Genomic DNA, 13,733 nt, shown 5'->3' with positions numbered 1-13,733 from the left:
TTCTGGAAAACTTTATTCCAGGAAGAGTAAAAATCTTCCTGGAAATCTTTTTACTTTACTTTTCCCAAATCAACATACGCTCCATCGTTCATAATCACAAAACTTCGCGTTTCTACCTCTACTTTCTTATCTCCGTCAAATCGAATCACTTGCATCGCTCCCATTCCATATCCCATGGGTCCTCTACTATAATAATGGGCTTCTAAGCGGTAAGGAAAGGCCTTCGGATTGACGATCCTAAAACACTCAGGTCCATATCCACCCGTGAGATCTGCATAGAGCTCTCCACCTGACGCAAGTTTCTTTTCGCTGTAAAAGGCATGGTGGTTGTCTTTGTCATAGATATGAAAATCAACATCGTTGGCATCCGTTTCCCAAACGAGAATGAATCGAATCTCTGGACCAAGGGTTTTCCCTTTCAACTTCAATGGTGCTTCGTTTACCTTGATCTCCTTTTCCTTCTCTGTATTTTTTAAGATGGTAAGGAGCAAATCTAAATCGTCATAGAGAATGTCATGTACGGATTGAAATCGACTTGAGAATTTTTGATTTAACCCGAGACTGATCACGTTATAAGATTTTTTCCATTGACCTGTTTTGATATAAGCAATGGCGAGTAGATGGTAGGAACTCGGATGGTCAGGACGTTCGACAAGCGCCTTCGAGAGTGTATCGATCGAATCCTCATACATACCGATGGAAAGTAATTTTTCCCCAGCCCAACGTCGAATGTCCGCGCGTCTAGGAAAGTAATCTACAAAAGATGTATAGGATCTTACTGCATTTTTCCTGTCACCTAATGCAAAGTAAGCATCGCCCATAGCAAGTAAGGCAAGCACATCGTCAGGCGCATTTTTTCTCCAATCCCTTGCAAAACTCAGTGCTTTGAGATTTTCGCCTGCACGAAATAAAACATTAAATTCCTTAAGATTTCCTTGGTATGGCTCAATCTTTTCTCGCTTTTCCGGCGTTTGTGGACGAGTCCGATCAGACAGTTGTGAGTTCACTTGGTAGGTATTACGGTTGGGTATATTGCCATCGCTTGCTTCTCCGGACTTTGGAGGTGGCAATGATTCATCAAAGTCAATATTTGCCTCTTCGGCAGACTCAGTCAGAGGTGTACTCAGTTCCGCCTCACTTCTGACCAAATCGTTTGAAACGCTTGGAGCGGATTCCATCTTCTTTACGTCATCTTTGGCGCCTTCGCTTTGGGATTTTTTTTCTTTTTCCCTTAAAATGCGAAGCCGTTCTTCTCTTTCTCGCTTGCGAACTTCAATATTTTCGGGATTTAAAAATTCATATCCTAACTGTGTCTTACGATTGATGACCTCTATTCCACCTAACCCTATTGTCATAATATCAGTTAAAGAATTTCGGGAAATTTGGAATCTTTCATAGTCTTCTGCCGTTTCTAAAACGAGAAAGGATGTGAGGGGGCATTGGATACGGAAGCTTGTGGAAAGGTTGATCGCTTGCAAACGCATCCCCTTTGCGACATCCGCATTGTTTTGGCTGTCTGCAATCGACAGAAGGCGACCTATCCTAGCGGCAGTTACTTCACGTTCAAGTAAAATGGGTTCCGTTGTTACAGCATTCAAATTTTTGATTTTTTTGCCATTAGCGAGCACCTTCAATTTGTCAGGTAGAAGTGCTTCCTTAGTTTCTCCAAAAACCATGATGGAATCTCCTGGTTGGAGTGAGGTGACACTATCAATATACAACCAGTTCACATCCTCCACATCAATTTGTGGGACAGAAGAGACAGGCGATTTCAATCTTCTAATGATTTCACTGGTATCACTCTGAAAAGGAATCGCAATACCTGATTCTTTTCCTGAAGTCACTAAAGTTTCGATCATTTCTTTGTCTTTATAAGCGGAAGGAATGGCCACATCAAGTCTTTCAATCCACGTCTGTTTCTTTAAAACTTCAGCGATTTGTTTTTTGTCTATTTTTCCGGCGGTCAGCACAGAATCACTAACAACTAACAAACGAAATCTCTGATCCCCTATGATTTTTCCCAGCTCAACAATAGATTTACTAAAATTACTTGAACCCAATGGCTCATTTTCTTTTAATTTCCGAAGTCCTTCTTTTCCTTTGCCATAACTAGAAAGCGAAGTATCAAAACCGAATATATAAGATTCTCTTAACTCTAATTTTGCAAGTAAAGACTCTAGATTTGAAATCGTATCTTTGAAATGTAAGTAAGCGGAAGCAGATGTATCGACAAGTATTACGAGTTGTTCTAAGGGAATTTTGTTTTCTTTTGAAACTGGATAGGGAACCAATTTGAGAGCAAAATTCTTTCCTGAGGTAGTTAATAAATTTTCTTTGGTTTTGTGCTCAAAAACATAATTTTGTTTGGGCTTAAAATTCTTTTTGATTATGGAAAAAACCTTACGATTGACAACTTTAGATTCTTCGCTGCCATTCGTTACTGCACCTTCTGCTTTAAATTCTTCATCTTCAAACATCACGCGAAGTGCAAAATCCTCGATTTCGGGAAGGCCAAGGAGAGGCAAAGTAAAAGTAGGAGGGAAACCCCCTAAGGCTTGCGAATAGGATAAAATGAGCTTTTTTTCAGACTTTGCTGGGATGGGAAAGATGCGGGCACTAAATTCATTACCAGCATCCGTTTCTAGTAAAGCAGGGTCCTGTTTCCTATGTAAAAAATCTTCATAAACACGAGTTGCCTTCTCCCTCTCGACAACTTCTCCTTCCTGCCACCTATCGGCGATTTGCATAGAGAATCTCGCTAAATGTGCGTTATCTGGAAGTGTGATCCTGAACCTTCCTTCTCTTTGCCTGTCCTCAGGATTATAAAAAGTCAATTTGATTTCAGTAAAAGAAAAAAATCCATCGAGTACCGTATTCGATTCATAAGATTTAAGAATGAGTCCAGCTCCGTCGGATGAGGTAAGTGAAATGGGAGAGTTCGGAATATTCTCTTTTTCTAAGTTTTTATTTGCGGGAAAAACTAAAAAAATTATCAAAAGCAATAGAATTTTTCCAATAGAATTGGGATACATAGAGTTACCTTCCAGAAATTTCTTTATCCTTAACTCACAAAATATCTCAGATGTTTTATCATCTTCAATCAATTTTCTAGAACCATCTGAAATTGAGTTTTTGATATATTAGAAATAATTCTATTCCTGATTAGATTATTTTGCGAGACCCGTAGTCACATCCAACACGGCTAGTCTGTTTTGTGTTTTACCGCCTAACGTAGAAAAATTTCCTCCCAAGTATATATTGGAATCAATCACTTTGATTTCTCCATACTGAGGAGAACTGGTGTATACTGCACTAGGATACCAAGAGGTAGGTGATCCTGAACTGATATCGATTGCCCCAATATTGGACCGAGTTTGACCATTGATCGTTGAAAAGTCTCCACAGACATAAACCGTGAATTCCTTTATTGCCATAACTTGCACACGCAGCCCGCTGATATTTGGATTCCATGTTTCGGCATTGTTTAGATTTATCGTTGTATTTAAAGCAGCAATTCTATTCCTCGTTTGCCCCCCCGCGCTAGAAAATTCTCCCGCTACATATAAAACAATACCATCTAATACGAGGTCTGAAACGAAACTATCTACTGCAGGATCCCAAGATGTCGCGAGCCCTGACGTCGTATTTAAGGCAGCTAAACCGATCCTAGCGGAACCTCCTATATTTGAAAACTCACCGCCAACGTAGATCGTGCTCTCACCTACTAAGATCTTCGCTACTGGTCCATCTGCATTCGGATTCCAGGATGTGACAAGTCCGCTGGTAAGATCCAAGGCCGCGATGTAATTTCTAGTACTCCCGCCGACATTCGTAAATTCGCCTCCAACGTAAGCCAACCCATTGCTTAAAACCAGTTCAGATACGGAAGAATCTGCATTTGGATTCCAAGAAGTGGCAAGACCTGTATTTATATCAAGCGCTGCCAGATAATTTCTAGTCTGTCCACCAATGTTCGAAAATCCTCCCGATATATAGGCGGTAGTTCCACTCAACTTAATATTTGTTACATTTCCATCGGCAGAAGGGTTCCAATCTGTTACTCGACCAGTCAAGAGATCGATAGCAGCAATTCTACTGCGTTCCGTTGCTCCCACAGTGATGAAACTCCCGGCAATAAAAATTTTCGATGATTCCAAAATTAGCGTATTTACAGCATAACTTACATTAGGATTCCAGTTTTTGGCAAGTCCGGAAGAAGTATCTAACTCCGAAAGATAATTTCTTGTCTGTCCCCCAATCGTTGTAAACAATCCTCCAACATAAACACTCGATCCACTCACTTTGATGTTATAAACAAGATTGTTTGCGTTCGGGTCCCAAGAAGAGACTGCAGCCGTCGATGCGTCTAAGGCCGCGATTCGGTTCCTAGTTTGTCCTCCGATGGTTGTGAAATTCCCGCCAACATACACTGTGGAACCATTTACAAAAATCGTATAGATCGCGTTATTCGAATCAGGATTCCAGGATGTGGCTAAACCGGTTGATTTGTCTAATGCCGCGATACGATTCCGAGTCTGGCCGCCTATTGAAGTAAAACTACCGCCAACATATACGCTCGACCCATCTATAGTGATCGAATCGACGCCATTATTCGAATTCGGATCCCAAGATGTCGCCAAACCTGTTGAAGTATCGATTGCCGCGATTCGATTCCGAGTTTGCCCACCAATGGTTGTAAAAGTTCCACCTACATAAACGTTAGAGCCATTGACAAATAACGTTTTGATGAAAGCATTGGCATTTGGATTCCAAGAGGAAACCACACCAGTAGTTGCATCAATGGCTGCAATACGGTTCCGTGATTGTCCACCGACGGAAATAAAATGACCACCTACATAAACCGTTGAACCGACCAAAACAACGGAATTTACAATGCTGTCCGCCCCAGGATTCCAATCGGAGTCGACTGTACAGTCTGGTTTGATGTGAGCCAAATTCTGTCTTTCTTTCGCTTGAACAACCGTAAATTGACCGCCGATATAATATCCACCGTTCCCATCAGATACAGCAGTGTTTATCGTTCCATTGCTTTGTGGAAACGGACAGGCCGATTTTGAAACAATCTCTCCGCTCGTAAGATCAATATGTGCTGCAGATCCCGTATTTGGACCAATAAGGTTAAAACTTCCACCAACATAAAGAAGATCACCTTCTTTGGTTATAGCAGAGACCGTGTCATTGGTAACCCATAATTCGTTTGAAGCGGCAACCGTTACGCCAGAAGCTACTTCAGCACTATTACTTCTCGGTGGGGATTCATTTTTACCACAAGGAACATAAGAATTATTGAATATTTTACTAATCAATACCGATTCTATGAATTTTTTTGATGATGTATCGCAAATGTTTGAAAACTCAGGTGTTCTACAATGACTCAATGTGATAAGAAGACAAAAAATTCCGAACCCAACTCGTAAGATAGATATCAAGCGATGTTTAAATTCTAACATTGAAATCACCAAACTTTTCATATTCTCTTTTCAGATAAAATATATGTCCGTACAAAGAAAATTCAAGCATTCTATTTTGAATTATTTATGTAATTTTGAGTCTGCAAAGCTAGTTTAAATAAAAAAATTTAGAAATATGATAAACACTATCAATAGAAAAAAGCCCCTCTCTATGGATTGCTCCATGAAAAGGGGCCAATGCTATTGGCAACTCGTGCCGAAATGCGTTCTTATACGTTAGATAAGAGGCGCATCACCGAATTTGACCTAACATTTGATTGCGCGAGCATCGCCGTACCGCTTTGCACCAGAATTTGTTTCGTGGTAAACGCAACCATCTCTTCAGCCATATCCGCGTCCCTGATCCTTGATTCGGATGCTTGCATATTCTCATATGCACCCATGAGACCTTTCGCAGTACTTTCGAGTCTATTTTGGTAGGCTCCCATGTCTGCTCGTTGTTTCATGATCTTCGTCAAGGCAAAATCCGCGAGAGCAATCGCCGCATCCGCTTTTCCTGGTGTAGAGAGAGACATATCTCCCTTTCCCATTTTTAAAGCTTTTGCAGTCATAGTTCCAATGTAGAAACGTTCTCTTTGGTTAGAGTTTGCTCCCATATGGAACCACATCGACGCCTTCTTAGATCCTCGAGCGAAATCACCTTCAAACAGTTTAAACTTGTTAAACTCTGCTTGAGAAGCTACTCGATCGAGCTCATCCACTAGCGCAGATACTTCTACCTGCACGAGCTGCCTGTCCTCTGGGGTGTAGATCCCGTTCGCTGTCTGGATCGCGAGAGTACGTATTCTCTGAACGATGTCAGAGGACTGATTGAGGAAACCCTCAGCAGTCGAGATGAAACTAATTCCATCTTCCGTATTCCTTTCTGCCTGACGCAAGCCGCGAATTTGTGTTCGCAACTTTTCCGAAACCGCAAGTCCAGAAGCATCGTCTCCAGCCTGGTTGATCCTTTGGCCGGTCGACAAATTCCTCATGGTCTTGTCTACATCCCATTGTGTAAACTTGAGTGAGCGATGCGATTGTATCGCGCTCATGTTGTGATTGATAATCATTGGCCTACACTCCTTTGTGTATTACCAAGTACAGTTAGCTGCACTTAGCCGGACAATCCCTGTCCGGTGTCAAGGATGAGCTTTCTCATTGCCACCTGGCAGGGAAGGCCGGCCGATTATCATATTACAACTGCTAAGTTTACACTACCCTCTATTTAAATACTCTCGCCTCACCTAAAGTGCATGAAGCGATTCTTCTAATTTAACGAAGGAGAGACAGAACACCCTGTGGTCTGACGTTTGCTTGCGCGAGCATGGCAGTTCCAGATTGAATTAAAATCTGGTTCTTAGTGAACGCAACGGTCTCTTCAGCCATATCAACATCTCGGATCCTGGATTCAGAAGCTTGTGTATTTTCATACGCATTCATGAGACCCTTTGCAGTGTGCTCCATGCGGTTGAAATAGGCACCAAGGTTAGCTCTTTGTTTGCTAATCTTGTGTAATGCTTCGTCCAATGTTCCAATTGCTTCATTAGCTTTATCAGCCGTAGAAAGTGTTAAGAGAATATTGTTCTGACCTTTCATTCCAAGAGACTTGGATGTCATTGTCGCAATATATACTCTTTCTCTTTGGTGCTGGTTTGGACCTATGTGAAACCACATAGAAGCCGCCCGAGAACCACGAGCAAAGTCACCTTGCAATAGGTTCATTTTATTGAACTCTGCTTGAGAAGCAATACGGTCCACCTCATCGATGAGCTGTGATACTTCTACTTGGATCGTTTGCCTGTCTTCGTCTGTGTAGATACCGTTAGACGACTGAATCGCAAGCACTCGAATTCTTTGGATGATATCATTCGATTCCTGAAGAAAACCTTCAGTTGTCTGAATCATGCTCATACCGTCTTCGGTGTTTCGCTCAGCCATTCTAAGGCCATTCACTTGAGATCTCATTTTTTCTGAGACTGCAAGTCCGGATGCATCGTCAGCGGCGCTGTTAATGCGGAGACCTGAAGAGAGTTTCGACATGTTTTTCGAAACTTCTTCGTTTTGGAATTTGAGCACGCGGTGGGAGTTGATCGCGGCTATATTGTGATTTATGATCATTGGTTTCCTCCTTGAAACTTGTTGATCGATAAAGAGGGAGAATCCTTTCCCCCTCTCTGGTTTTTTGTGTCTGGTTTTTAGGCCCTTGCGCGCCCAAAATTCTATATTACTTCCCTTAGAGTGTCGGAGGTTGGTGTTGGGATATTAATCTGACGATTTAGATATGTTTTTACAATATTTTGAATTATATTGCTGTTTTTTGGGCTATTTTGGTTACTTTAGCACTTTATTTTTTTTAAAAAAAAGTGTAAATTTTTCCTAATACGAGGATCGACGAAATTGAAAATTCCTTAAGCCTTTTTCCAATAAAGTCAGATTTTTCAGGGAAAACACCAAATAGTAGCTCCATTTACCAAAAGAGCAAGGCAGCTAGCAATCCATATGAATTCTCATCTACTTTTAAGGTGGCATTTGGTATAAATACTTTCATTCGCGTTATAAATATTTACCCGCGGCAATTCTTGGGACGCCACGATCTTCCAACCATACCACCAATGCATTTGGTTTTTTTAGTAAATTTGACGGCATAACAAATATTATATTTTTTCCGTTCTCTAATGCGCCTAAGGTGCCATATTTTAATACAACAAAGTCATGGTATAAATCTTTTCCAGAATTTTCGCCTCGCGTCACTTTACTTTTGAGATCATTACCCAACCAGGCATAATAAATTTGTAAGTTTTGTTCTACTAAAACTGTTTCTACTTTCAATTGGATCTGCATCCAAGTGATTTTTAACCTACCCTTAAGTGGGAGAAACTTAGAATTGATATACGACTCTTTCCCCTGTTAGACGATCCCGGGAGTATAAACGGTAGAAGAATGCCACAGATTGGCGTAATATCTTTGTCGAGCACCATGTGTTTTATGTGCAAATTTATCCTTCCATCGAGTAAAATCCCAGTAATCGACATGAAACGAGAGTAGAGCAACTTTCTTCCAAAGATCCTCTGAATTTTTTAAGGAAGAAATCCATGCGTCTGCCGGAGGACAGGGGGAGCATCCTTCCGAAGTATAAATCTCTAATAACTGGCAGGAACCTTTTAAAAACTTACTTCTCGACGATCCGGAATATTTTTTTCCCGATCCGGAACTGGTCTCCAGGCTTCAGCTGATAGGGTTCCGTAATCCTTACAAAAACACCATTTTTACTATTTAGGTCCTCAATTTTGATGGTATCTGCCGTAGTCGTAATGACGCAGTGGATACGACTTACCGACGGATCCTCAACGATATAATCCCCTTGCGCTCGCCCAATGGCTAGCTCCGAATCGAAGGAAAACTCATCTAGACAATTCCCCTCACCGTCCAAGGATTGCAAACGATAGGTTTTACTTCCTTTGGTCTTGAGTAATTTATCGAAAGAGTCCATTTACTATCACTAGTTTCGGCGGGTTTGCCTGAACCCTTAAAGCATGTTTTCCTTTAAAAATGTCTATGCAAATGGGAAAAGAGACCAAAGATTTCCGAAATGGCAAACAAGCCCTTAACTCTCTCGCAGATCAATAGCAGGATGGAAGCTCTGGAAACTGAGCTAAATCTGCTGAAAGCCGAAGTTCAAAAGTTAAATCCAAAGACAACTTACGTAAACCCCTACAGGCAAGAAAAACTAGAAACAAAACCAGTTCCTTTGTCCGTGGAAGCGGATGCCTCGTCTGCTGGCAAACCTGGATTTTTTTCGAAATGGGAATCCTTTCTGGGCGAAAATTTATTTATCAAACTTGGCTTACTCACGATGTTACTCGGAGCGATTTGGTTCCTCAACCTTGCCTTTGAGGAATACTGGATCAATGAATCAGTGCGGATTTGGCTTGGCATTCTCTTTGGCATCGTCTTATTCCTGCAAGGCACAAGACTTTTGCGAAATTGGCCTTTGATTGGTCCTTCTCTTGTTGGAACAGGCGCCTCACTCACGTTTACATCCTACTTCTTAGGGTATTTTGCCTATGATCTATACTCCATGGAACTGGCATTTGTGGGTCTGGTCTTACTTTCTCTTCTTACAGTAACATTTGCTTTTTTATTTTCTAGCGAAGTTATTTTTGGATTTGGAATTCTTGGTGCTTTTCTCGTACCCACCTTACTTTCCACAGGTGAAAACTCCTACCAGTTTTTGTTTATTTATCTTCTTCTCTGGAATTTGGTTTTTCTAGCCATTTCGCCCAGAACCAAATGGCGCATCACACCCCTCATCCTTCTCGCAGGAAACCATCTTATGTTTGGCGGTTGGGCGTATGATAAATTAGAAGTATCCACTTGGCAAATTCCTCTATTTTTCCAAGTTTCAATCTTTCTCATTTATCTGGTCCGAGAACACATTCTTGTTCCTAGACAAACACAAAAAGATACGATTCTATCCACCATCACTGTAGGTTTATCTCTCTTTTTTGTGTATCTCCAAGGGTATTATATATCCTCTGTATTTTTTATAGGATATCAAAATGCCCTACTCATCGGACTGGTTGTCATCTATTTTTCTTTTTTACTAAATACTTGGGAAAAAAATCGGAAACGGAATGTTCAAGACTCCCTGTTTACTTCTACGAACGGCCTTGTCGGCTTGCTCTTTTTACTCGTGACACTCGTAAATGGTTTTGAAGGAAAATCTCTTTCTTTTGTTGTCCTCACCTTCGCCATCTTACTGAGTGCTGTCGGAGCTAGAGCAGGAATCGCCGCACTCTACACGAGCGCCCTTCTCTTCTGGTTTGTCGGAATCTTTAATTTAATCGCCGCCAATCGCTGGCCAGGTGAAGATGGATACTTCTTGTTCAACGGTTATTTCCTTCTTTTCTTATTTGCCAGCATACTTCTTTTCTTACTCTCCAGAATGGGAAAAGGCATCTTGCACGTGAGCGAAATATACAAATGGTCTGCGTTTCCTGTTCTACTGATTGGAAGTTGGCTAGATGTTTACTACCACATACCAGAACCATATTTGTTGCTCGGATATACATCTTTCCTAGCTGGCTACGGCCTCATTTTTACTCTCATCAGCTTCATACGACCAAATGCCGATTTACGAAAAATCGGTCTCGCTTGTTTAAGTTTGGTGGTAGTCAAACTGTATCTTTATGATTTCTGGAATATGGGTACGCTCGCTCGCATACTGGCTGGATTTGGACTGGGTGCGGCACTTGTCTTCACTGGAATCATTTACAATCGATCTAAAAAGAATAATTCTCAAACAAAGGACCAAATATGATCAGATTTTTAATTCTCGTTTGCTTCTCTCTTTCGCTCCCTGCCTCCCCTTTTAAAGCAGAGACCTATAAATTTCTGAAAGAGGTTACGATCAAAAATATTCCTAAAGGAGAAGAAAACTCTCGAGTCACAAAACTTTCTCTCGATGAGGAAATATTTTTAAATTCATTTTATGGAGACCTTCGATTGATTGCAGATGGAACTCCCATTCCCTATATTAGAAAAAATGTAATCCTGAAAAATAAAAGTGAAGAAACCATTGAAACGACCCAGCTCATAAACAAAAGAGAGAATGAACAGCGCATCCTAGTTCTAGAATTGCCAAAACTACCCAAAGACCATGTCTATACTTCGATTCTTGCGAGCAGCGAGGGAAATGAGGAGGCGACACTGCAAGTTTCAACGGGTGCTTCTCCTGATACGATGAGCTTCTCTACAGAATCCTTAGTCTATACTTACAGCGACCAACCCCAAAATAGAATCAAGATTGGTCCCACCAAACATAGATTTGTTCGAATCACTTATCCCGTCGGTTCCAACTTTCGTTTCGAAATGGCTACGAGAGAAAAAATTCAATCCAATGCATACTTCACTAAAGAAATTGAAAAAGTTGAAGGAATAAAAACGGAGGACAAAGTAGTTTACTCTATCGAGAATCCAGTCCGATCCCCTTTCTCAAATTTAAAATTATATTTTAAGGAATCAAAATTTGAAAGAGATTTAAAAATTGAACATTTCAAAAACGGAAAACAATGGGAAACCGTTTTCGATGCCAAGGTTTCGCACTCTGATTCCGATGATCCTGATTTATTTTTATCATTAAACCAAATGATCAGCAATAACTATCGTATTACAATTACAAACGGAGAAAATCCTCCTTTGCATTTAACGAATCTTACACAATTGCAAGCGAAGGAGGAATTAATATTCTATTTACCGAACGTGGAATTCAACACTCTAAAACTCTATTACGGCAATCGATACGCTAGAAATCCTGATTTTGATCCGAATCTTCTTCCAAACGATCGGGACGAGACTGCAATGAACGCATCTATTGGCCCCGCGATAGAGAATCCCGATTTTGGGTTTAGTCTCGTTGAGCCACCTATCTCTGGTTACGTAGCCAATGGATTGTTTTATTTGGGTATCTTCATCTTACTTGGCCTAGGATATCGAACCTATAAAATTCTTGGATCGCCGAAATTATTTGCCGGCGAAAACTAAGCCGACTTAGCCTTGGCTCTCCAACTCTCTAGAATCGGATCGATCATCCGAAACCAAAGAGTTGGGACTAAGGCTATTAGTATCATCACTTCGTATCCATAAGGAAGTTGAGGTGCCTCTTCGAAATGGCGAAGCGCCTGGTACCTTCGACCCGCATTCGCATGGTGATCGGAATGTCTCTGCAACTGAAATAGAAAAGCATTTGATACTAAATAATTTTGATTCCAAGAATGTACAGGCAGTACCTTCTCAAATTTTCCGGGAAAAAGTTCTTTTCTCTCCAATCCATAGTGTTCGATATAATTGGTAAGCTCAAGCAAAGTAAAGGCTATGATGGACTGAAGGAGAAAAAAAACAATGACATCCCAAGCAATGGCTCCCCGATATAACGAACCTAACGTAAATAGAAAGCCAATAAAACTGATCGTGATTACCTGATACCAAATCATTTCATTCTTATAATGAAATGCAGGTAAGCCTTGTTTCTGTAATTTTTTTTTCTCGATATTCCAAGCTGACTGATAGCCACCAAACACTGATTTCACATAAAATGCGTAGAATGTTTGCCCTTTTTTTGAAGAAGCATTGTCCCCAGGAGTGGAAACATGAACATGGTGACCGAAATTATGCTCTATAAAAAAATGCATATAGCAGACAGTCATATAAATCAACTTCGAAAGCCCCTGCTCCCATTTGGATGCTTTATGACCAAGTTCATGACCGACAGTAATCCCAATTCCGCCTGTAACAATTCCAACCGATAAGGCAAACATCAGAAACTCCCAAATAGAATAGTTATTTGTAGAAATTTCAAAAATAGCCCATATAATAAAGATAAGCTGAACAAAAGCCCATATCATCGTTAGAGCCCGGTAATAATAATCATTTTGCAAGGAAAGGAAGTCTTTTTCCCCAGGATTAGATGTATCCTTACCAACACCCAAATCAAGGAGAGGAAGAAAAACAAATACTGTCAAAGGGATGACTAAATGAAACATTCCACCTAAATAATTTGTAAGAACAACTATCACCGGGAGGACAAAACTAATTAAAAACGTAATCTTTTTTAAAGTCGACATATATCACCTAACCTTTACTAACATTTCCAATAAAATGAGAAATCTGACCGAATCCTTCCAGAAGCTCTGACCAAGACAAAACCTTGCTTTTTGAATATTTTAATACCAGCGCTCCCACAAAAAAGGAAAGGAATACCTCGCCTGAATTGGGAACCTGATCGGTTCTAAACATTTTAGTTAACTCCTCCACATAAGAATTCCAAGAATCATCCACAATTTGGGTGAGTTCCATAGATTGAGAATGATGCCTCTTTACATCAAGTGCCAGAAGAATGATGTTTTTAAAATGGTCTTCCTTTGCGGAAATAAATTGAATTAAATTATTGAGTACATCACTCGACTGAGAAATCGCAGCAATCTCCTGAGCATCCTTTTTCACAATATAATGGACCATGGAGGTAAAGAGAACTTCCTTCGTGGGAAAGTAATGGTAAAGCGTACCTGTCGAAATTTCTAATGCCCCAGCCAAATCCCGCATCGATACCCCACTCACCCCCTTCCTCACGAAAACAGGCAGAGACTTGTTCAAAAGCTCCTCCCGGTAAAGAACATGGTCTACAATCTTTGGCAATTCTAGAACTAGGATGCGCTGTTCATTCTCTCTTTTGTTTATGAGCTGGGTCGTTTCAATGGTTTC

General features: G+C 40.7%; 9 protein-coding genes and 1 pseudogene. 2 read left to right on the top strand and 8 right to left on the bottom strand.

The window, feature by feature from the left end:
* Positions 1–50: 50 nt before the first annotated feature.
* From EHQ58_RS07875 to EHQ58_RS07845, 6 genes and pseudogenes are all read right to left on the bottom strand, one after another.
* Positions 51–3,032 (bottom strand): VIT domain-containing protein, encoded by a 2,982-nt coding sequence (locus EHQ58_RS07875; RefSeq protein ID WP_135623343.1) that lies wholly within the window; start codon positions 3,030–3,032, stop codon positions 51–53.
* A 135-nt stretch (positions 3,033–3,167) separates the two neighbouring features.
* Positions 3,168–5,327 carry an autotransporter outer membrane beta-barrel domain-containing protein gene (locus EHQ58_RS07870; RefSeq protein WP_167883569.1) on the bottom strand — a complete coding sequence of 720 codons (2,160 nt, stop codon included), beginning with the start codon at positions 5,325–5,327 and terminating at the stop codon, positions 3,168–3,170.
* Positions 5,328–5,701: 374 nt separating this feature from the next.
* Positions 5,702–6,544 (bottom strand): flagellin N-terminal helical domain-containing protein, encoded by an 843-nt coding sequence (locus EHQ58_RS07865; protein ID WP_135623341.1) that lies wholly within the window; start codon positions 6,542–6,544, stop codon positions 5,702–5,704.
* 202 nt (positions 6,545–6,746) lie between these two features.
* A complete protein-coding gene (locus EHQ58_RS07860; protein ID WP_135623340.1) occupies positions 6,747–7,592 on the bottom strand; it encodes a flagellin N-terminal helical domain-containing protein in 846 nt (281 codons plus the stop codon).
* A gap of 435 nt (positions 7,593–8,027) precedes the next feature.
* Positions 8,028–8,612: pseudogene (locus EHQ58_RS18910) on the bottom strand (DUF1223 domain-containing protein).
* A gap of 31 nt (positions 8,613–8,643) precedes the next feature.
* Positions 8,644–8,964, bottom strand: a complete 321-nt coding sequence (locus EHQ58_RS07845) for an FHA domain-containing protein (RefSeq protein WP_135623338.1) — start codon at positions 8,962–8,964, stop codon at positions 8,644–8,646.
* Positions 8,965–9,063: 99 nt separating this feature from the next.
* On the opposite strand from EHQ58_RS07845, the gene EHQ58_RS07840 reads away from it, so the two are divergent.
* The gene (locus EHQ58_RS07840; protein ID WP_135623337.1) at positions 9,064–10,794 is read left to right on the top strand and encodes a DUF2339 domain-containing protein; all 1,731 of its coding nucleotides are present in this window, start codon (positions 9,064–9,066) and stop codon (positions 10,792–10,794) included.
* Positions 10,791–12,017 carry a hypothetical protein gene (locus tag EHQ58_RS07835; protein ID WP_135623336.1) on the top strand — a complete coding sequence of 409 codons (1,227 nt, stop codon included), beginning with the start codon at positions 10,791–10,793 and terminating at the stop codon, positions 12,015–12,017. The genes EHQ58_RS07840 and EHQ58_RS07835 overlap by 4 nt, the downstream gene beginning before the upstream one ends.
* Here the strand turns inward: EHQ58_RS07835 and EHQ58_RS07830 are convergent.
* Together EHQ58_RS07830 and EHQ58_RS07825 are read right to left on the bottom strand one after the other, a co-directional pair.
* On the bottom strand, positions 12,014–13,096 hold the full coding sequence (locus tag EHQ58_RS07830) for an alkane 1-monooxygenase (protein WP_135623335.1): 1,083 nt from the start codon (positions 13,094–13,096) through the stop codon (positions 12,014–12,016). The genes EHQ58_RS07835 and EHQ58_RS07830 overlap by 4 nt on opposite strands.
* 7 nt (positions 13,097–13,103) lie before the next feature.
* On the bottom strand, positions 13,104–13,733 hold a 630-nt coding region (locus EHQ58_RS07825; RefSeq protein ID WP_246047237.1), incomplete at its 5' end, for a TetR/AcrR family transcriptional regulator.

Origin of the sequence: Leptospira ognonensis (assembly GCF_004770745.1) — a bacterium.
Taxonomy (GTDB): domain Bacteria; phylum Spirochaetota; class Leptospiria; order Leptospirales; family Leptospiraceae; genus Leptospira_A; species Leptospira_A ognonensis.
This window is presented reverse-complemented; position numbering and strand designations above follow the sequence as displayed.

Coding starts and splice junctions, on each gene's coding strand:
- EHQ58_RS07875 (WP_135623343.1), bottom strand. CDS start 3,032: ATGTATCCCAATTCTATTGGAAAAATTCTATTGCTTTTGATAATTTTT.
- EHQ58_RS07865 (WP_135623341.1), bottom strand. CDS start 6,544: ATGATTATCAATCACAACATGAGCGCGATACAATCGCATCGCTCACTC.
- EHQ58_RS07860 (WP_135623340.1), bottom strand. CDS start 7,592: ATGATCATAAATCACAATATAGCCGCGATCAACTCCCACCGCGTGCTC.
- EHQ58_RS07845 (WP_135623338.1), bottom strand. CDS start 8,964: ATGGACTCTTTCGATAAATTACTCAAGACCAAAGGAAGTAAAACCTAT.
- EHQ58_RS07840 (WP_135623337.1), top strand. CDS start 9,064: ATGGCAAACAAGCCCTTAACTCTCTCGCAGATCAATAGCAGGATGGAA.
- EHQ58_RS07835 (WP_135623336.1), top strand. CDS start 10,791: ATGATCAGATTTTTAATTCTCGTTTGCTTCTCTCTTTCGCTCCCTGCC.
- EHQ58_RS07830 (WP_135623335.1), bottom strand. CDS start 13,096: ATGTCGACTTTAAAAAAGATTACGTTTTTAATTAGTTTTGTCCTCCCG.